This window comes from Aurantimonas sp. C2-5-R2 (assembly GCF_036549495.1).
In the GTDB taxonomy this organism is placed as follows: Bacteria; Pseudomonadota; Alphaproteobacteria; order Rhizobiales; family Rhizobiaceae; genus Aurantimonas; species Aurantimonas coralicida_A.
Genome location: NZ_JAZHLJ010000012.1, coordinates 28,357 through 46,633 on the forward strand (window position 1 = coordinate 28,357; position 18,277 = coordinate 46,633).

The 18,277-nt window shown below is 63.9% G+C and carries 16 protein-coding genes and 1 pseudogene; 6 read left to right on the forward strand and 11 right to left on the reverse strand.

The annotated features are described in order from the left end of the window. The first annotated feature begins 87 nt into the window (after positions 1-87). Positions 88-1,269, forward strand: coding sequence for a hypothetical protein (locus VQ044_RS08085; RefSeq protein WP_327646491.1), 1,182 nt, complete (start codon positions 88-90; stop codon positions 1,267-1,269). Positions 1,270-1,356: 87 nt separating this feature from the next. Here VQ044_RS08085 and aspS read toward each other — a convergent pair whose 3' ends face one another. Further along, on the reverse strand, positions 1,357-3,144 hold the full coding sequence (aspS, locus tag VQ044_RS08090) for an aspartate--tRNA ligase (RefSeq protein ID WP_327646490.1): 1,788 nt from the start codon (positions 3,142-3,144) through the stop codon (positions 1,357-1,359). A gap of 185 nt (positions 3,145-3,329) precedes the next feature. Here aspS and rnd point away from each other — a divergent pair, with 185 nt between their 5' ends. Further along, positions 3,330-4,487, forward strand: coding sequence for a ribonuclease D (gene rnd / locus VQ044_RS08095; RefSeq protein WP_327646488.1), 1,158 nt, complete (start codon positions 3,330-3,332; stop codon positions 4,485-4,487). Positions 4,488-4,497: 10 nt separating this feature from the next. On the opposite strand, the gene ppx is transcribed toward rnd, so the two are convergent. From ppx to VQ044_RS08120, 5 genes are read right to left on the reverse strand one after another with little or no spacing between them, the layout of a single operon-like run. Then, positions 4,498-6,000 carry an exopolyphosphatase gene (ppx, locus tag VQ044_RS08100; RefSeq protein WP_327646487.1) on the reverse strand — a complete coding sequence of 501 codons (1,503 nt, stop codon included), beginning with the start codon at positions 5,998-6,000 and terminating at the stop codon, positions 4,498-4,500. A 4-nt stretch (positions 6,001-6,004) separates the two neighbouring features. Then, positions 6,005-8,407, reverse strand: coding sequence for an RNA degradosome polyphosphate kinase (locus VQ044_RS08105; protein WP_327646486.1), 2,403 nt, complete (start codon positions 8,405-8,407; stop codon positions 6,005-6,007). 2 nt (positions 8,408-8,409) lie between these two features. Continuing rightward, positions 8,410-9,123, reverse strand: a complete 714-nt coding sequence (locus VQ044_RS08110) for a hypothetical protein (protein ID WP_327646485.1) — start codon at positions 9,121-9,123, stop codon at positions 8,410-8,412. A 12-nt stretch (positions 9,124-9,135) separates the two neighbouring features. Then, complete coding sequence (locus tag VQ044_RS08115) at positions 9,136-10,302, reverse strand: AI-2E family transporter (protein ID WP_327646483.1); 1,167 nt, start codon at positions 10,300-10,302, stop codon at positions 9,136-9,138. Further along, positions 10,299-10,865: a CDP-alcohol phosphatidyltransferase family protein gene (locus VQ044_RS08120; RefSeq protein ID WP_327646481.1), complete on the reverse strand. Its 567-nt coding sequence runs from the start codon at positions 10,863-10,865 to the stop codon at positions 10,299-10,301. The genes VQ044_RS08115 and VQ044_RS08120 overlap by 4 nt, the downstream gene beginning before the upstream one ends. Positions 10,866-10,996: 131 nt before the next feature. Here VQ044_RS08120 and purM point away from each other — a divergent pair, with 131 nt between their 5' ends. Then, positions 10,997-12,064, forward strand: a complete 1,068-nt coding sequence (gene purM, locus VQ044_RS08125) for a phosphoribosylformylglycinamidine cyclo-ligase (RefSeq protein WP_327646480.1) — start codon at positions 10,997-10,999, stop codon at positions 12,062-12,064. Continuing rightward, complete coding sequence (gene purN / locus VQ044_RS08130; protein WP_327646479.1) at positions 12,061-12,753, forward strand: phosphoribosylglycinamide formyltransferase; 693 nt, start codon at positions 12,061-12,063, stop codon at positions 12,751-12,753. The genes purM and purN overlap by 4 nt, the downstream gene beginning before the upstream one ends. A 97-nt stretch (positions 12,754-12,850) precedes the next feature. On the opposite strand, the gene VQ044_RS08135 is transcribed toward purN, so the two are convergent. Then, complete coding sequence (locus tag VQ044_RS08135; RefSeq protein WP_327646478.1) at positions 12,851-13,516, reverse strand: N-carbamoylsarcosine amidohydrolase; 666 nt, start codon at positions 13,514-13,516, stop codon at positions 12,851-12,853. A gap of 38 nt (positions 13,517-13,554) precedes the next feature. Then, entirely contained in the window at positions 13,555-13,755 is a 201-nt protein-coding gene (locus tag VQ044_RS08140; protein WP_327646477.1) for a GntR family transcriptional regulator, read from the reverse strand. Between the two features lie 223 nt (positions 13,756-13,978). On the opposite strand from VQ044_RS08140, the gene VQ044_RS08145 reads away from it, so the two are divergent. Continuing rightward, the gene (locus VQ044_RS08145; protein WP_327646475.1) at positions 13,979-15,010 is read left to right on the forward strand and encodes a TRAP transporter substrate-binding protein; all 1,032 of its coding nucleotides are present in this window, start codon (positions 13,979-13,981) and stop codon (positions 15,008-15,010) included. 185 nt (positions 15,011-15,195) lie between these two features. Further along, positions 15,196-15,420, forward strand: coding sequence for a formyltransferase family protein (locus tag VQ044_RS08150; protein ID WP_327646473.1), 225 nt, complete (start codon positions 15,196-15,198; stop codon positions 15,418-15,420). Between the two features lie 6 nt (positions 15,421-15,426). On the opposite strand, the gene VQ044_RS08155 is transcribed toward VQ044_RS08150, so the two are convergent. From VQ044_RS08155 to VQ044_RS08165, 3 genes and pseudogenes are all read right to left on the reverse strand, one after another. Continuing rightward, on the reverse strand, positions 15,427-15,879 hold the full coding sequence (locus VQ044_RS08155; RefSeq protein WP_327646521.1) for a DUF5615 family PIN-like protein: 453 nt from the start codon (positions 15,877-15,879) through the stop codon (positions 15,427-15,429). Positions 15,880-15,934: 55 nt separating this feature from the next. After that, positions 15,935-16,066 (reverse strand): annotated as a pseudogene (locus VQ044_RS08160) (DUF433 domain-containing protein); the annotation flags it as partial. A gap of 46 nt (positions 16,067-16,112) precedes the next feature. Continuing rightward, positions 16,113-18,224, reverse strand: coding sequence for a molybdopterin oxidoreductase family protein (locus VQ044_RS08165; RefSeq protein WP_327646472.1), 2,112 nt, complete (start codon positions 18,222-18,224; stop codon positions 16,113-16,115). Positions 18,225-18,277: the final 53 nt, after the last annotated feature.

The window sequence follows — 18,277 nt, forward strand, 5'->3', positions numbered from 1 at the left end:
GGGGCTTCCGTCCTACAATAGTACGCGACACCGGTCCGCATTCTCATCGCGCCGCGGCGCGCCCAGGTTCAAGCGAAAGGTTCTCTCATGCTCGCCAGGACAGGCATATCCCTCGCCACAACGACGCTGCTGCTACTCAGCTCGACGTCGGCTTTCGCGGTCGACGCCGAGGCCTTTGCCGAGCGGCTCAAGGCCGTCGCGCAGAAGCAGAACATGTCGCTGACATTCGACAGCGCGGAAGCCGACGGCGAAAATGTCGTCCTGAAGGGCGTCTCTGGAGCCAAGGCCGATGGGAAAGGCACGGTCGCCGAGATCACGTTCGAGAACGTCTCCGGCTCCACCCCCGATGGATGGGAGGTCGAGCGGGTCGCGTTTCCGGACTTCGATGAGACCGAGGATAGCACGCGCACGCGAATCGGCGGCATGGTGGTTGAGGGCCTGGAGCTCGTCGGGACCAGCGCGACCGACGTACCGGCGGCGATGAAATTCTCCGACTTCTATTTCGAGAGCGCCACGATCGGATCCGTGGAGGTCGAGAAGGACGGCAAGAAAATCTTCAGCCTCGCGGATGCTTCCTTGAGCAACGAGATCGGCGACGATGGTGCGTTCACGGCGGAGTTCGATTTCGGCAGCTTCACGGCGGATCTCACTTCGGGAGACGATCCAGAAGCCACGAAAACGATCCAGGAGGTCGGTTACAGCACGCTGAGTGGCGAGATATCCGGCTCCGCCACCTGGACCCCCGCGAGCGGCCTCCTCGAGCTCGATCCGTTCGACATCAATTTGAAAGATGCCGGCAGCCTGTCCTTCACTTACGGAATTTCTGGCTACACACCAGCGTTTATCGAGTCGCTGCAACAGCTGCAGCAGCAGATGGCCGCCAATCCGGACAATCAGCAGGCATCCGGCATGGCGGTCATGGGGCTGATCTCACAACTCTATCTGAACGCCGCCGACATTACCTTCGTCGATGACTCACTCACCGGCAAGCTGCTCGACTACTATGCCGAGAAGAATGGGCAGACGCGCGAGCAGCTGATCGAGGGGCTCATCGGCATGCTGCCGATGTTCCTCTCCTACCTGCAAAACCCTGACTTCCAGAAGGACGTCACCGACGCCGTGACGGCCTATCTCAACGATCCGAAGTCGTTGTCGATCACCGTCGCGCCGGCCAATCCAGTGCCGGCGACACAGCTGATCGGCGCGGCGATGGGCGCCCCGCAGACCTTGCCGAGCGTGCTGTCGCTGACCGTCAGCGCCAACGATTAAGCGTCGACGGCCAACAAAGTAGGGGGAAGTTCAGCGATCGCTGATCGCTCTCCCCTTCGCGAAAGGTGCGGAGGGGAGAGCGCTTGGTCAGTTTTTCGCCGCCGGCGCCAGACGCAGGCCGAGTTCACGCAGCTGAGCCGGACTCGCCTCATTGGGCGCGCCCATCAGCAAATCGTGAGCCTGCTGGTTCATCGGGAACATGGCGATCTCGCGCAGGTTCTTGGCGCCGCACAGAAGCATGACAATACGGTCGACGCCCGCCGCCATGCCGCCATGGGGCGGCGCGCCGTACTGGAAGGCACGGTAGAGCCCGCCGAAGCGCTCTTCCACGGTCTCCTTCGAGTAGCCGGCGATCTCGAACGCCTTCACCATGGTCTCGGGAATGTGGTTGCGAATGCCGCCCGAGGCGATCTCGAAACCATTGCAAACGATGTCGTACTGGAATGCCTTGATCGCCAGCGGCTCGTCGCCCTGCAGCGCGTCCATGCCGCCCTGCGGCATCGAGAAGGGATTGTGTGCGAAATCGACCTTCTTTTCCTCGTCCTGCCATTCGTAGAAGGGGAAGTCGATGATCCAGGCGAGCTCGAACCGGTCACGATCGATCAGGTCCAGTTCCTCGCCGACCCGCGTTCTTGCGGCGCCGGCGAAGGCCGCGAAAGCGTCCGGCCGCCCGGCGACGAAGAAGCAGGCGTCGCCCGCTTCGAGGCTGAGTTGGGTGCGCAGCGCCTCGGTGCGCTCCTCGCCGATGTTCTTGGCAAGCGGACCGGCGCCGGCCAGCTTGCCCTCCTCCTCGCGCCAGAAGATGTAGCCAAGGCCCGGCTGGCCCTCGCCCTGCGCCCAGGAGTTCATCCGGTCGCAGAAGGCACGCGAACCGCCGGTCTTGGCCGGGATTGCCCAGATCTCGACCGCCGAATCGTTGGCGATCATGCCTGCGAACACCTTGAAACCCGAACCGGCAAAATGCTCGGTCACCGCTTGCATCTCGATCGGATTACGCAGGTCCGGCTTGTCTGTGCCGTATTTGCGGATCGATTCGGCATAAGGAATGCGGCGGAAATTCTGGCTGACCGGCTTGCCGTCGGCGAACGTCTCGAAGACGTTGCGGATGACCGGCTCCATGGTCGACAGGATGTCTTCCTGCTCGACGAAGCTCATCTCGACATCGAGCTGATAGAACTCGCCGTAGAAGCGGTCGGCGCGAGGGTCCTCGTCGCGGAAGCAGGGCGCGATCTGGAAATACCGGTCGAAGCCGGACATCATGATCAGCTGCTTGTATTGCTGCGGCGCCTGCGGCAGCGCGTAGAACAGGCCGTTGTGCAGTCGCGACGGCACCAGAAAGTCGCGCGCACCCTCCGGCGAGGAGGCGGTGAGGATCGGCGTCTGGAACTCGAAGAAACCCCCGTCGCCCATTAGCTGGCGCATTTTCGAGACGATCTGCGTGCGCCGCATCATGTTCTTGTGCAGCGTCTCGCGGCGAAGGTCGAGGAAGCGGTATTTGAGCCGGATATCCTCCGGGTACTCCGGCTCGCCAAACACTGGCAGCGGCAGTTCCTTGGCCTGCGACAGCACCTCGATCTCGCGGGCGAACACTTCGACCGCGCCGGTCGGCAGCTTGGCGTTAACGGTTTCGTCCGAGCGCGCCTTCACTTCCCCGTCGATCCGGATGACCCATTCGCCACGCACCGTTTCCGCCACCGCGAAGGCAGGCGAGTCGGGATCGACGACGACTTGCGTCAGCCCGTAATGGTCGCGCAGGTCGATGAACAACAGGCCGCCGTGATCGCGGATTCGATGGGCCCAACCGGACAGGCGGACGGTTTTGCCGACATCGTCCTTGCGAAGGGCGGCGCAGCTGTGACTGCGATAGCGGTGCATGGCATTCTCTCTTGAATCTGGCCCGGGTCCGGCCGCACGTCGGCGCGCGCAGGCACGGTTTGGCGGCTCGATTGAATCGCGGGGGACAAGCGCACGCAGCTTTCGTCCTGTCAAGATTTCACGGGTGCTGTGGCGCATCCGCCTTTCGCACGGCACCGCGATCGGGCTAAGGATATCGGATGCAAATGATCACCACGACCGCGGACCTTGCCAAGGCCTGCTCCAACCTCGCCACCGCCGAATATGTCACCGTCGATACCGAGTTCATCCGCGAAACGACGTTCTGGCCCGAGCTCTGCCTGATCCAGATGGCGTCGGACGATCTTGCCGTGCTAGTGGACCCGCTCGCCAGCGGCATGGATTTGGCGCCGTTCTTCGAGCTGATGGCCGACGAGAGCGTCGTGAAGGTGTTCCACGCGGCGCGCCAAGATCTGGAAATCGTCTACAAGCTCGGCGGCATCTTGCCCAAGCCGCTCTTCGATACCCAGGTCGCGGCGATGGTCTGCGGGTTTGGGGAATCAATCGCCTACGACCAACTCGTCGCCCGGACCACCGATGGGCGCATCGACAAGACCTCGCGTTTCACCGACTGGCGCCGCCGCCCGCTCAGCGAGCAGCAGCTAACCTATGCGCTTGCCGACGTCACCTATCTGCGCGACGTCTATCGCGAGTTGACAAAGCAGTTGGAGGCCGACGACCGCGGCCACTGGCTGGCCGAGGAAATGGCGATCCTGGCGGACCCGGCCACCTACGACCTGCATCCGGACGACGCCTGGAAACGACTGAAGCTGCGGGTGCGCAAGCCGATCGAATTGCAGGTGATGAAAGAACTGGCGACATGGCGCGAGCGCGAGGCACGCGACCTCGACAAGCCGCGCGGGCGTATCCTCAAGGACGATGCGATTTACGAGATCGCCCAGCAGCAGCCGACAGACGAACAGGGGCTCGGCCGCCTGCGGACGATACCGAACGGGTTCGAACGCAGCGCCGCGGGCCGGGCGATCATCGCCGCAGTGAGCCGCGCGCTGGCGGTGCCGAAATCGGAGCTGCCCCCGATTCCGCGCTCTCGGCAACTGCCCGAGGGCACGGCAGCTGCGGTCGAATTCCTCAAGGTCCTTCTGAAGATCGTGGTCGAGGAAAAGGGCGTCGCGGCCAAGATGATCGCGTCGGGAGACGACCTGGAAAAACTTGCCTGGAAGGGTGAGGAAGCCGAAATTGCGGCGATGTCGGGCTGGCGCCGGGAAATTTTCGGCGAACGGGCGCTCGGGCTGCTGCAAGGCGAGACCGCCCTCGTCTATCGCAACCGCAAGGTCGAAGTGGTCTCGCTTGAAAGGGACGCGTGAGGCCGCGCGGCTACCGCACTTCCATGCGCAGTGTCTTGTCGACGGTCTTGGCGAATTGCTGGAGGCGGCCTTCGGGCCGCTCCCCGATCAGTGCGGCGAGTGCGCGCGGGATCACCAGCGTGAAGCCGCCGCGTGGATCCTGTGCCCATTTCAGTTGATCGAGCACGCCAGGCATCGACGCCGTCAACAGATAGGTCGCGCGAAACAGCGATGCGAGAATGCGGGCACGCGTCATCAGTCGGTCCTCGATCAGACGCTCGAGTTCGGGCAGCTGCATCTGCTCGAAACTGCCCTCGTGCCGGTAGTAATTGGTCAGGCCGAGATAGGCTCGGCCGCGATGGTCGACCGCCGGAAAGGCGGCATGGGCGATGATCGAGAGGGATTGCTTGCCGCGATAGTCCGGATGGGCGCGCCAGCCGATGTCGGCGAGAAGACAGGCGGCTTCGCGCAGCCGCTCCTCGTCCTCGGTTTCCTCGATGCCAAACGCCTCGAAGGTGCGCCGGCTCCATTCGACAAGTTCCAGGGCATGGGTGGGCGAGCGAGACCGCAGGATCGACAATTCGCGGGCGGATTCGATTAACGGGTCCTTGGCCTTTTCCGCGGCCGGTAGCAGCGAATAAAGATAGCCCTCGCGCACCCCAAGTGCCGACATCACGATCTTCGACGGCTTGATGTGACGCATGACGCTTTTCAGCGCGACGGCGCCATAGGCGAGCAGTGGCCGGCGCGATTTCGAGACCGCGCTAATTCCCTGCAGCTTCTCGGGATCGCCGCGCAGGATGGTGTCGAGGAAATCCTCGATCCCGGAGGGGTCGATCTCGTAGCCATGCATAACGTGCAACGGGTATTTGGTCTGTGCCATGTGCAGCTTGGCCAAGTTGCGCCATGTGCCCCCGACAGCGAAGAAGGGACGCCCCTCGCCTTTTCCGGCAAGAGCGCAGGCGGCCAGGTGGCTGTCGGCGATGGCCTGCGCCCGCGAAAGATCTCCCTCGGCGAGATCGCGCAGACGCAGACCGCCGAGCGGAAGAGTCAGTCCCCCTTCGAACTGCCCGTCATGAATGTCGACCAATTCGAGACTGCCGCCGCCGAGATCACCACCAATGCCGGCGGGCGTATGGAAACCCGCCAGCACGCCCTCGGCCGCATAGCGTGCCTCGTCGGCGCCCGACAGGATTGAAATCCGGGAACCGATCGCTTCTTCAGCCGCGACGATGAAATCCGGCCCATTCTGGGCTTCGCGCGCGGCCGCTGTCGCGATCGGATGGAGTTCGACGACATGGGCCTGCTCGGCAAGCTTGCGAAAGCGCCTGAGCGCGGCCAACGCGCTATCGATGGCTTGCGGATCGAGCCGGTTGGTCTGGGTCAGCCCCTTGCCCAACCCGCTCAGAACCTTTTCGTTGAACAGGACCGTCAAGGTCCGGCAGTTGCCTTCGTAGATGACCAGACGAACGGAGTTCGATCCGATATCGACGACGCCGACGGGTTGGCGGTCCTGAAGCCGGCCCTGGGCCATCGGCTCAGTCGAAACGGGCGTGGTCCGCACGTTGCCGCGCGATGAGTTTTGGGGCATCCGTTTTCAGTGCTTTCCCGCGCCCCGACAGACTCGGATTGGTCATGAAATAACGTTGGGCGTTGAACGGCTGTTCACCCGGCGAAGGAAAGATATGGCGCGACGTCCCATCGGCGGCGACCGACCAACTCTGCTGATTGTCGAGAATGTTGCCGAGCATGATCTGCGATAGCACCTGACTGTGAACAGTCGGCGTGGTGATGGGCACCAGTGTCTCGACCCGGCGGTCAAGATTGCGCGGCATCATGTCGGCCGAGCCCATATAGACGATCGCCGCCTCGGAGGGCAGTCCCTGTCCATTGCCGAAGCAGAAGATCCGGCTGTGCTCGAGGAACCGGCCGACGATCGATTTGACGCGGATATTGTCTGACAGGCCGGGCACACGCGGTCGCAGACAACAGATGCCGCGCACCACGAGGTCGATCTCGACGCCCGCCTGGCTTGCCCTGTAGAGCGCATCGATGATCGCCGGGTCGACCAGCGAATTCATCTTCATCCAGATCTGGCCCGGACGTCCCGCCCGCACATGAGCGACCTCGTCCTCGATGTGTCCGACGATTCGGCTGCGCATCGTCAGCGGCGAGATGGCGAGCTTCTTGACCTCGGCCGGTTCGGCGTAGCCAGTGATGTAGTTGAACACCAGCTGGACGTCGTGCGCGATGTCCGGGTCGGCGGTGAAGTAGGACAGGTCCGTATAGATTCGCGCGGTGATCGGATGGTAGTTGCCGGTGCCGATGTGAACAAAGTTCACGAGCTTTCCATCCTCCCGCCGAACGATCAGCGATAGCTTGGCGTGGGTCTTCTTTTCGATGAAGCCGAAAACCACCTGGACGCCCGCCCGCTCCAGATCGCGGGCCCAGCGGATATTGGCCTCCTCGTCGAACCGCGCCTTCAGCTCGACCAGCGCCGTCACCGACTTGCCGGATTCGGCGGCGTCGACCAGCGCCCGGACGATCGGGGACTCGTTCGACGTGCGATAAAGTGTCTGCTTGATCGCGATGACGTTCGGGTCCTGCGCCGCCTGCCGAAGGAACTGCACGACCACGTCGAACGATTCATACGGATGATGGACGATGATGTCCTTCTCGCGGATGGCCGCGAAGCAATCGCCATTGTGTTCGCGGATCCGCTCGGGAAAGCGCGGAATGTAGGGTTTGAACTTCAGATCGTCGCGCGGCAATTTGCAGATCTGCGACACCGAATCGAGCGCCAGCATGCCGTCCATGACCGAGACGCGCGACTCCGGCACCGCCAGTTCGCCCGCGACGAAATTGCGCAGCGTCTCCGGCATGACCGAATCGAACTCGATCCGGATTACCGACCCGCGGCGTCGCCGCTTCAAGGCGCTTTCGAAATGGCGGACGAGATCCTCGGCCTCTTCCTCGACCTCGATATCGCTGTCGCGAATGATACGGAAGGTCCCCGCGCCCTTGACCCTGTACCCTGGAAACAATCGACCTATAAACAATGCGACGATGCTCTCCAGCGGCACCAGGCGCAGGAGCCCCTTGTCAGTCGGCGGCATCTCGATAAATCGCTGCAGCGCCGGCGGCAGGCGCAAAAGCGCGTTCATGGGCTGGGAATCGCGCTCGCGCAGCAGGGCGAGAGCGATCGAGAAGCCCAGATTGGGAATGAATGGAAACGGATGCGCCGGGTCGACCGACAGCGGCGTCAGGACCGGGAAGATCGTCTCGTCGAAATGCTTCTCCAGCCAGGCCCGGTCGTCGCGCTTGAGATCGCCAGCGCCGACGATCTGGATGCGCTCCTGCCGCAGTTCCTTGACGAGTTCGGCCAGCGATGCCTGTTGTTCCCCCTGCAGATGCCCCACATCATCGAGAATCCGGTCGAGCTGTTCCTGCGGCGTCAGGCCGTCGATGCTGCGGACGGTGATTTTCTCGCGCACCTGACCGGCGAGACCGGCCACCCGGACCATGAAGAATTCGTCGAGATTGTCAGCCGAGATCGACAGGAAGCGAATGCGCTCGAGCAAGGGATGCGAGGAGTTCTGCGATTCCTCGAGCACGCGGCGGTTGAACTGAAGCCACGAAATCTCCCGATTGATGAAACGGTCCGCCGGCAACTCGCTGTCGGCCGGCCGGTCGTTGTTCGCCGCCGCCTCCACCTCCGCCGGTGGTGTTTCCAGGATGACCGAAGCCTCCGACAGGATCGGCGTGGTCGCGGACGCATCCCGCTCCGGGACCGCCGATGCCGCGGCGTTGTCGACGCTCGCCGGCGTGTCGGCCGGAACCTCAGCAGCCGTTTCCTGCCGCCCTGTTGCCGCGCCAGCCATAGGCTTGCGCGTGCGGGATTTCCTCGATTTGGCCCGGGGCGCCGGTGATGCTGTATCCATGATCAGTCCTCCGTCGCGCCCGGGTAGCGGGCCGGCACGACCGCCTGATGACGCACCGCTTCGCTCTCGCGGTCAAGCACCCGCTTGAGAAGGCGCGTGCTTATGCGCTCCTTGGAAGCCAACGCCTCGCGATCGACGGCGGCGACGACGCGGCGGGCTGAATCGAGCGAGCGCTCCATTCGCTCGGCCAGATAGCGGACCATCCGCGGCGCTATGTCGAGCTGGCGGTCGGCGAAAAGTTTGACCAGGACGCCGGCCAAAAGGTCGTCGTCGGGGGCTCCCAGCTCGGCGATCGTCGCGGCGCAAAGGCGCGAACGAAGATCGCTGAGCGTGAATGCCATTCCCGCCGGTGGCGTCCGGCTTGTCGCAAGCACGCTCCCGGCTCCCAGCCGCGCGGCGTTGACGAGGCCGAACAGGTCGGTTTCCGACAAGTGCGAGCGATCGAGATCGTCGACGACGATGCGAAATCCCGACTGGTCGAGATGGGCGGCCATAGCGCCGGCCTCGGCGGTCAGCGCCCCGGCCCGCTCCGCCCATACATTGGCAAGGTGCGTCTTGCCCGCTCCGGGCGGTCCCACGATCACCAGCACCGAATGCCGCCAATGCGGCCAGGTGTCGACAGCCTCGACGGCGACCCGGTTCGACGCCGAGACGATGAGATCCTCACGGGCGTGCGAGGCGGCGTGGGGAAGATCGAGAGGGAGTTGCGACGGCATGGCGGCCTTGCCCTATTCGCCGGCGCCCGAGCGAGGTTCGGCGCTAATCACCTTCGGAGCCGGAGATTCCTCGACCGTCACGCCAGTGGCATTCTCCGGGGGCGACGGCGGGCCATAATACATCTCGCTTTGTAAATATTGCGTAATTGCAAAGCGGGCCAGAACGCCAACCGCTGCCGCGGCGGGGACGGCGATCAAGAGACCGACGAAACCAAACAGGGCGCCGAAGGCGAACAGCGCGAACATCAGCCAGACCGGATGCAAGCCGACCGAGGCCCCGACCAGTTTCGGCTGCAGGATGTTGCCCTCGAAAAACTGTCCGACGAAGAAAATCGTCGCGACGGCGACGATCCAGATCCAGTCCGGCCAGAACTGCACCAGCGCCACGCCGACGGCGAGCACAAGGCCGACGGTCGAGCCGATATAGGGGATGAACGAGATCAGCCCCGCGAACAGGCCGATCAGCAACCCGAAATTGAGCCCGGTGAGCGTCAGTCCGACGGCATAGAAGGTGCCGAGGATCAGGCTGACGCTGCCTTGGCCACGAAGGAAGCCGGCCACCGAACGGTCGATGTCGTGCGCCAGATGCCGAACGGTCGTGGTGTGCTGGCGCGGGATCCAGGAATCGACCTTCGCGATCATCCGATCCCAGTCGAGCAGGAGATAGAAGGCGACGACCGGCGTCACCACGAACAATGCCACGAAATTGACCACAGCCAGCGACGAGGTCCAGACAGAGCCGAGGAAGGAGGTGATGAACCCGGTTCCCTCATTGACGATCTTGGCAAAATCCTGCTTCAGATTGCTCTCTTCTCCCGAGAATAGAAACGCCAGCGGCCCGCTTCGCGCTGCGGTGGCCAAGCCCTGCAACCGATCGAGATAATCCGGAACGCGCTCTGCGAAACTGGCAATCTGACTGCCGATAACCGGCACGAGAATCAGCACGGCGGCAATGAAGGTCGCCGCAAACAGAACAAGGATGACGACCGTCGCCGCCACCCGCGAAAAGCCGTGGCGCTCGAACCAGTCCGCGACGGGATCGAGGAAATAGGCGATCACCATACCGAGGACGAAGGGCAGCAGAATCCCGGAAAACAGCCATAGCAGCAATACGGCCAGAACCGCAGCTGAGCTCCAGAAGAACACCTGTCGGCGGATCAGCGCACTTCGGTCGTTCATGTCGGATCACCTTCCTCACGCCCGGGATGCCCCTCGGAGGCCATGTGCCGAAGCCAATCAACGAGATAGGCGGCGGCCGACAGTCCGGTCAAGAGCGCTGTGATGCCGACGAGAACGGCAATGAGCAGGTTAAGCTGGAGGCCGAAAGCCGGCTCCGCAAGAGCCACCGCCGCTAACATGAGTTGCGCCAGGGTGGTCATTTTGGAGACCAGCAGGGGACGAACCGTTATCGGCTGCCCCATGACGTAGGACAGAAGCACAGCGGCGATGATGAGAAGGTCGCGGCTGACCACCGCCACCGCCAACCAGGCCGGCAGGTGGTCGAGCAGGCTGAGGCCGACGAAAACCGAAATCAGCAAAGCCTTGTCGGCGAGCGGATCGAGGTAAAGGCCGAGGGTGGACTGCTGATCGAAGTGGCGCGCGATCGCCCCGTCGACGGCATCCGAGATGCCCGCGAGAATGAAGATCAGAAAGGCAAGCTGCCAATCGCCGTCGATCAATGCCCAGACCAGTATCGGGACGCCGAGAAGCCGGGCGATCGAGATGAAATTCGGGACGGTCATGCGGCCGCACCAGTCGTTGCAGAAAACCGCTCGCTCGCCCACCGATACATCGTGACAATTCCTCGCGCCATGGCATCGGGTCTTGCTCACAGGCCGTGATCATGTCAACTCGGCGGAAACGGGTGGGGACCATGACCGAAACGAGCAACTCTCTGACTTACCGGGACGCGGGCGTCGATATCGACGCCGGCAACGAGCTCGTGCAGCGGATCAAGCCGCATGTGCGCTCGACGCGGCGCCGCGGCGCCGACGGCGAAATCGGCGGCTTTGGCGGCCTCTTCGACCTCAAGGCGGCCGGCTTCGACGACCCGCTGCTGGTCGCGGCGAATGACGGCGTCGGCACGAAGCTCAGAATCGCCATCGAGACCGGCCTGCACGAGACGATCGGCATCGATCTCGTGGCCATGTGCGTCAACGATCTCGTGGTCCAGGGCGCCGAGCCGCTGTTCTTCCTCGACTATTATGCCACAGGGCGGCTCAACCCGTCCGAGGGCGAGGCCATCGTCAAAGGCATCGCGAGCGGCTGCCGCCAGGCCGGATGCGCGCTGATCGGCGGCGAAACCGCCGAGATGCCGGGCCTTTATGCCGACAAGGACTACGATCTGGCCGGCTTTGCCGTCGGCGCGGTCGAGCGCGGCCGCCTGCTCCCGGCCGGTACGATCGAAGCTGGTGACATGATCCTCGGGCTCGTGTCCTCCGGGGTTCACTCGAATGGCTATTCGCTGGTTCGGCGCATCGTCGAGCGGTCCGGCGCGCGCTATGGCGACCCGGCTCCCTTCGACGGCGATCGAACGCTGGGCGAAGCCCTGATCGAGCCGACCCGCATCTATGTCAAAGCGCTGCTTTCGGCCTTCGCCGAGACGAACGGCATCAAGGCGCTGGCGCATATTACCGGCGGCGGTTTCGTCGAAAACATCCCACGAGTTCTGCCGGACACGCTGAGGGCCGACATCGACCTGTTCGCGGTTCCGGTGCCGCCGGTGTTCGGATGGCTCTCCAAGGAAGGCGGCATTGCGGAATCGGAAATGCTGCGCACCTTCAATTGCGGAATCGGCATGATCGTCGTCGTGTCCGAGGCCGACGCGGCGACGGTCAGCGCGATCCTGCAGAAAGCGGGCGAAACCGTCGTTCCGCTCGGCCGCATCCTGCCGCGCAAGGACGCGGCGGTGACCTTCAACGGCGCGTTGCCGCTACCATGAACGCGGTCCGCCGGCAGAGGATCGCGATCCTGATCTCCGGACGCGGCACCAATATGAGCGCGCTAGCCGCCGCCTCGATGGATCCGACCTATCCGGGCCAGATCGTCGGCGTCATTGCCAACCACGCCGACGCGCCGGGCCTGGAGACGGCGGAGCGCTCGGGAATTACGGCCATCGCCATCGAACAGAGCGCCTTCGCCGATCGCGCCAAGCACGAGGCTGCGGTCCTCAAGGCGCTGGACGACCTGAAGCCGGACGTCGTCTGCCTCGCGGGCTACATGCGAATTTTGTCGGAAGGCTTCGTGCGGCGCTACAGCGGGCGCCTGATCAACATCCATCCGTCGCTGCTGCCGCTGTTTCCCGGTCTGGACTCCCATAGGCGGGCGCTGGCGACGGGAATGCGAATCCACGGCTGCACGGTCCATTTCGTCACCGAGCGCATGGACGAGGGGCCGATCATCGCCCAGGCGGCGATCGCGATCGAGCCGGACGACACCGCCGAGACGCTGGGGGCGCGACTGTTGCGGGCCGAGCACCGGCTTTATCCGCATGCGCTGAAGCTGGTGCTCGACGGCACCGTGCGCATGTCGAACGGCCGGGCAATCACGAAGGGCTCGCGGAAATCGGCGGAGGACAACACGGCCAACCCGCCGCATATCCTCGTGTCTCCGGACGCCCGGAGGGATTGAAACGGGATTGGGAATTCTGTTTCAGATTCGGCGGTGCGGGGGCGGGCGGGCAGCCCACGAAGTCGATCCGCCTTCGTTCGGTGACAAGCAGCGGATTTCAAGGCGGGTCAAACCTGAAGTTGCTGTCAACATTCGCGCCCTCAAGGCTGCCGAGACGAGCGATGACGATGTCGCGTTCCGTCACGTCGCCGTATTTCGCGTTGATGTCAAACAGGTTGGCCTCGTGCGGGGCGCTGTGCCGGTCGCCAACGCATTCGCGCGGCACGATGACCCGGAAGCCGTGCTGCATGCCGTCGATCGCGGTGGCGCGGATGCAGCCGCTGGTCGAGCAGCCGGCGAGCACGATCGTGTCGACCCCCTGGGCCGAAAGCGTCGGCTGCAGCGAGGTGCCGAAGAACGCGCTGGCGTAGTTCTTCACGATCACCAACTCGTCCTCGCACGGCGCGACCTGTGGATCGAATTCGCCGAGCGGCTCGCCGGCCACGAGCGTGCGCAAGGCCGGCACCTTGCGCACAAACAGGCCACCATCCATGCCGGACGGGTGGAACTCGATCCGGGTATGGATGACGGGGATCCCCGAACGCCGCGCCGCGGTGAGAAGTTCGACGCTTGCGGCCACGGCCTCGACCACGCCCTGGGCGAAGAAGGGGGAACCCTCCTCGGTATAGGCCCGCATGAAGTCGATGACGACCAGCACCGGCCGCCGACCGAACCCGATGCTGCCGTCAAAGACTCCCGTGTAGTTCTCGGCAAGCTCGCTCATCCCGATTCGGCCTCCTTGGCGTGGCGTTTCTCGAACTCTCAGACCTCCTCGATGCCGACGGCCCGGCTGAATGCGTCGAAGTCCTCGAGTCGGTCAAGCAGCGGCGTCCGCGACATCTCCAGCCTCTGAGCCAGGCGCGCCTCGACGAGGCGGTCTCCCATCGCGATCTCGCCGGCCAGAATCATCTGACGGATTCGGGCATAGACGTCTCGGCGAGATTCTCGCTTACTGTTCACCATTGTCAATTGTATACATACTCGATGTCAGGGCTTGCGAAAAGCGCGAATATACGATCTCTATGCAGCGAGAGCATCGAGTCTGCACCGTCATTGTATGCAATCTGGCATGACGCTGGTCGGAGAGACGGTGCTGAGACCTGAACAGTGACCGCGCTCTGTGCCGAGCGCGGCGGCGCAGCCGCCAAAACCGATCCGAAGACCGAAACCATCGTGGGGTTACAGAATGATTCAGAACCGCCGCAACTTCCTGATGACTGCTGCAGCCTTCGGTGGGGCGGCGGTTGTCGGCTTCACCAGTCGGCCGGCCCGTGCCGGGACGACCATGACCGGCGTCTACTACATTCCTCAGAGCTACCGGGCCCTTTCCTACGGCCCGAACGGCTTCGTCGAGCGCCTGAACGCCAGCGACGCGGTCGACGTGGAATACTACGACAGCGGCAGGTTGGTGAAGGCGGACGAGCAGCTTCCGGCGCTGCGCGCGGGATCGATCGACTTCATGTTCCACACCACGAGCTATATCAACCGCTCTATTCCGATCCTCGGGGCGGTGGGCCTGCCGAGCGTGGCGGGCGAACTTTACGCCAATCCCAGCCGGCTCGCCAAAGGCAGCCCGCTGTTCGAGCTCATCAACGAAGAACTCGCCAAGGATGACCTCTACATGGTCTCGATGATGGGTAACATCCTCGAACCCGAATACATCTGGTCGACCAAGGATGCGCCGATACGCTCGATCGACGACCTCAAGGGCAAGAAGGTGAGCGTGGTGAGCTACGAGGCCACCAAGGTGATCGAGAGCTTCGGCGCGGCCGCGGTGCGCATCCCGTCTTCCGAGCTCTACCTCGCCTTGCAGCGCCGCACCGTCGATGCCGCTGTGGTCAATCCCTCCACCGTCATCGGACGCTCGTTGGAGCCGCTGCTCGACATTGTCTACAAGCTCCCGATCAACGGCTACGGCATCGCCCTCTTCGTCGATCGCCGCAAATGGGAGGTTATGGACAAAACCGTGAAGGCGGCCGTCGAGGAAGCGGCGGCTTGGCTCGACGAGAACGGCGCCGCCCACGCGAACGACAAGATCTATCCCGAGGAATACTGGCCGACGATCATCGAGGCAGGAACCGAGGTGGTCGAACCGCCGGAAGATGAACTCACCCGGCTCGAGCAGGCGGCCGAGACGGTGATCGCCGAGTGGAAAGCTGGAGTTGGCGAGGGTGCCGGCGCCCGCGCCATCGCGCTCGCCACCGGCGCCGGGGGCTAAGCCATCGGCGCCGTCGAGAGAGCGTTTGGCTGGCTCGCCTAGGCGCGGCCGGACAGCGGACAGGTCGTGCCCGACCTTATGGTCGGCACGATCCTGCAAAAGGCCGGCGAAACCGTCGTGCCGCTCTGACGCATCCTGCCCCGCAAGGACGCGGCGATAACCTTCAACGGCGCGTTGCCGCTACCATGAACGCGGTCCGCCGGCAGAGGATCGCGATCCTGATCTCCGGACGCGGCACCAATATGAGCGCGCTAGCCGCCGCGTCGATGGATCCGACCTATCCGGGCCAGATCGTCGGCGTCATTGCCAACCACGCCGACGCGCCGGGCCTGGAGACGGCGGAGCGCTCAGGCATCATGGCCGGCGCGGTCGATCAGGCCAACTTCGCCAGCCGTCTCGTGATGCTTTGATCGCCTTCAAGATGCCCGCAACCACACCCGATTATCGTGGAACTCTGCGCCGCAGGGTGAAGCGTTGTGGTGGTCAAATCGGATGCTGTCAGTAAATTTCGATGGAGGCGAGGGCTTCTGTTTCCAGAGCAGCAATGATTTGCGCGCAGTGCCGACGCAGCTTTTGCTCCACGGTTGCCGTTGGCTGATTTCCACCGCGCAGCCAGACGAGCTTCGGCGGCGGACCACGAAATGCGACCATTTCCGCAAATCTGAATCCTGCGAAACCAGACCGAAACCGTTTTCCGCCGCAAAGCGCCAGATTTCGCGGTCCGTTGCCCTGTCAAACCCGACGAGGCGAGCCTGGGTGGTTCCCGGATAAAGATCGGCGAGACGATCGCAGAGTTTGAAGCTGAGATTCTGGTCGAAAAACAGCTTTACTCTGCCGCCGTGATCGTATGGCGCTCCCATCAGCGGCATAGCTCAAGGCCGCGCGGATATCAGCCTCAGTCAATTCGGGGAAATCAGCCAGAATTTCACCATTGCTCATACCGGACGATAGCCAGCCAAGGACATCAGCGACCGTAATGCGGGTGCTGCGGATGGTCGGCCGACCGCCGCGGATGTTCGGATCGAGAGTGATATGACCATCGGGCGACTGACGCATTGGTTTTAAGACCCTTTTCCCGTCGCAAGCGGCATAAGATCACCCTTTACGCGCTGGTTTTCAACCACACCCGATTGTCATGAAACGCCGCGCCGCCGAAGGGCGCCACCGGATCGGCACCGGTGAGCGTGTTGATCCCCTCCTCGTCGAGGAAATCGGTATTCGCCCAGATCCCCTCATGAACGAGAACGCCGGGCTTGACGGTCTCGGTGATGGTCAGCGCCAGCCGGACTTCACCTCGCACATTGCCGATCGTCACGATATCGCCCGCGACCAACCCCTCACGCGCCGCGTCTTCGGGATGAATCATCAGCTCGGGCGCCCCTTCCCGCGAGCGCGAACCGGTCGTCTCGGCGAAGGTCGAATTGAGGAACTGCCGCGCCGGTGATGTCGCGAGCCGGTAAGGATGCGACGCGTCGGCTGCCTCGATCAACTCGGCATGATCGGGAAACACCGGCAGAGCCGCGACCGGACCCTGCGGCCCCAGACTGTCAGGCGGCCGGTTCGGCGCATGGCCGCCGGTCCAGTCGGGCTTGAACCGGAACTTGCCGCCCGGCCAGGCGAAACCGTTCAGGAAATGCGCCTCCTCGAAGGGCGGCTGACAGTCGATCCAACGGCCGCGTTTCAGCCCGTCGTAACCCTCGGTGTGGCCGGCGGCCTTCACCATGTTGTCGATGAGCTGGCGTTCGCTGAGGCCGAAACCCGGCCGGTCGGCGACGCCGAGGCGTTTGGCCAGTTCCTCGAAGACGAAATGGTTTGTCCGCACGGTTTGCGGCGGCTCGACCAGCTTCGGCCCCAGGACAATGTGGTTCTGGCCGCCGCCCCGATAGATGTCGTCGTGCTCCAGGAACATCGTCGCCGGCAGCACCAGGTCGGCGAGCTTGGCCGTGTCGGTCATGAACTGCTCGTGGACGCAGGTGAACAGGTCGTCCCGCGCGAAACCCCGTCGCACCAGTCGCTGCTCCGGGCAGACATTGGCCGGGTTGGTGTTCTGGATCAGCATCGCGGTGACAGGCGGCCCGCCGGACAGCGCCTCGGCATCGCCGGTCAGCGCCGCACCGATCCGGCACTGGTCGATAAAGCGGATCGCCGGGTCGCGATAGGCGGTGCCCATGATCTCGCTCTTGTCGAGCCCGAAGATGTCCGAGTTCGAGTGGAAGGCGCCGCCGCCTTCATAGCGCCAATGGCCGTAGACGGCGGGAATCGACATCGCCGCATGCATCGCCACCGCGCCGTTGCGCTGGCGGGTAAAGCCGTAGCCGAGGCGGAAATAGCTGCGCTGCGTGCGGCCGATCAGCGCCGCGAAGGCCTCGATCTCCTCGACGTCGAGCCCCGTGATCGCCGCCGCCCATTGCGGCGTGCGGGTCGCCAGATGCGCTTCCAGTCCGGCCGGGTCGTCGGTGAAGCGGGCGAGATAATCGCGGTCCGCCGTCCCATCGCGAAAGGCGATGTGCATCAGCGCGCAGGCCAGCGCGCCGTCGGTACCTGGCCTGAGCTTCAGCGCCAGATCGGCCTGCTTCATCGTGGCGTTGTCGTAGACGTCGATGACGACGATCTTGGCTCCGCGCTCCTTGCGCGCTTTGGCCGCGTGGGTCATCACATTGACCTGCGTCGCCACCGCGTTGGTGCCCCAGATGATCACGCAGTCGGACTTGGCCATCTCGCGCGGGTCGGCGCCGCGCATGGCGCCGGCACCGACGAACCAGCCGGTCCAGGCCATGTTGGTGCAGATCGTGTCGAACTGGCCGGAATAGCTCTTGGCATGGCGCAGCCGGTGGATGCCGTCGCGCTGCACCAGGCCCATCGTCCCGGCATACTGATAGGGCCAGACCGTCTCGGACCCGTGCCTGGCTTCGGCCTTGATAAATTCCTCGGCAGCCAGATCGAGCGCGTCGTCCCAGCCGATCTCGCGCCAACCGCCCTCGCCTTTCGCGCCGACCCGCTGCAGCGGCTTCAACAGCCGGTCCTTGTGATGGATGCGCTCGGCGTAGCGGGCGACCTTGGCGCAGATCACCCCGGCCGTGTAGTCGTTCGCCGCCGCACCACGCACGCGGCCGATCGTGCGGCTATCGAGCACCTCGACGTCGAGAGCGCAGGTGGACGGGCAGTCATGCGGGCAGGCTGAGTGCCCGATGGCGACGGGGAGCGGCTTGTTCATGCCTGATCCATACCGCAGTCGGCCGGCCCGCCAAAATTCATTTTGGCGATCGC

Coding starts and splice junctions, on each gene's coding strand:
- VQ044_RS08085 (WP_327646491.1), top strand. CDS start 88: ATGCTCGCCAGGACAGGCATATCCCTCGCCACAACGACGCTGCTGCTA.
- aspS (WP_327646490.1), bottom strand. CDS start 3,144: ATGCACCGCTATCGCAGTCACAGCTGCGCCGCCCTTCGCAAGGACGAT.
- rnd (WP_327646488.1), top strand. CDS start 3,330: ATGATCACCACGACCGCGGACCTTGCCAAGGCCTGCTCCAACCTCGCC.
- ppx (WP_327646487.1), bottom strand. CDS start 6,000: ATGGCCCAGGGCCGGCTTCAGGACCGCCAACCCGTCGGCGTCGTCGAT.
- VQ044_RS08105 (WP_327646486.1), bottom strand. CDS start 8,407: ATGGATACAGCATCACCGGCGCCCCGGGCCAAATCGAGGAAATCCCGC.
- VQ044_RS08110 (WP_327646485.1), bottom strand. CDS start 9,123: ATGCCGTCGCAACTCCCTCTCGATCTTCCCCACGCCGCCTCGCACGCC.
- VQ044_RS08115 (WP_327646483.1), bottom strand. CDS start 10,302: ATGAACGACCGAAGTGCGCTGATCCGCCGACAGGTGTTCTTCTGGAGC.
- VQ044_RS08120 (WP_327646481.1), bottom strand. CDS start 10,865: ATGACCGTCCCGAATTTCATCTCGATCGCCCGGCTTCTCGGCGTCCCG.
- purM (WP_327646480.1), top strand. CDS start 10,997: ATGACCGAAACGAGCAACTCTCTGACTTACCGGGACGCGGGCGTCGAT.
- purN (WP_327646479.1), top strand. CDS start 12,061: ATGAACGCGGTCCGCCGGCAGAGGATCGCGATCCTGATCTCCGGACGC.
- VQ044_RS08135 (WP_327646478.1), bottom strand. CDS start 13,516: ATGAGCGAGCTTGCCGAGAACTACACGGGAGTCTTTGACGGCAGCATC.
- VQ044_RS08140 (WP_327646477.1), bottom strand. CDS start 13,755: ATGGTGAACAGTAAGCGAGAATCTCGCCGAGACGTCTATGCCCGAATC.
- VQ044_RS08145 (WP_327646475.1), top strand. CDS start 13,979: ATGATTCAGAACCGCCGCAACTTCCTGATGACTGCTGCAGCCTTCGGT.
- VQ044_RS08150 (WP_327646473.1), top strand. CDS start 15,196: ATGAACGCGGTCCGCCGGCAGAGGATCGCGATCCTGATCTCCGGACGC.
- VQ044_RS08155 (WP_327646521.1), bottom strand. CDS start 15,879: ATGCCGCTGATGGGAGCGCCATACGATCACGGCGGCAGAGTAAAGCTG.
- VQ044_RS08165 (WP_327646472.1), bottom strand. CDS start 18,224: ATGAACAAGCCGCTCCCCGTCGCCATCGGGCACTCAGCCTGCCCGCAT.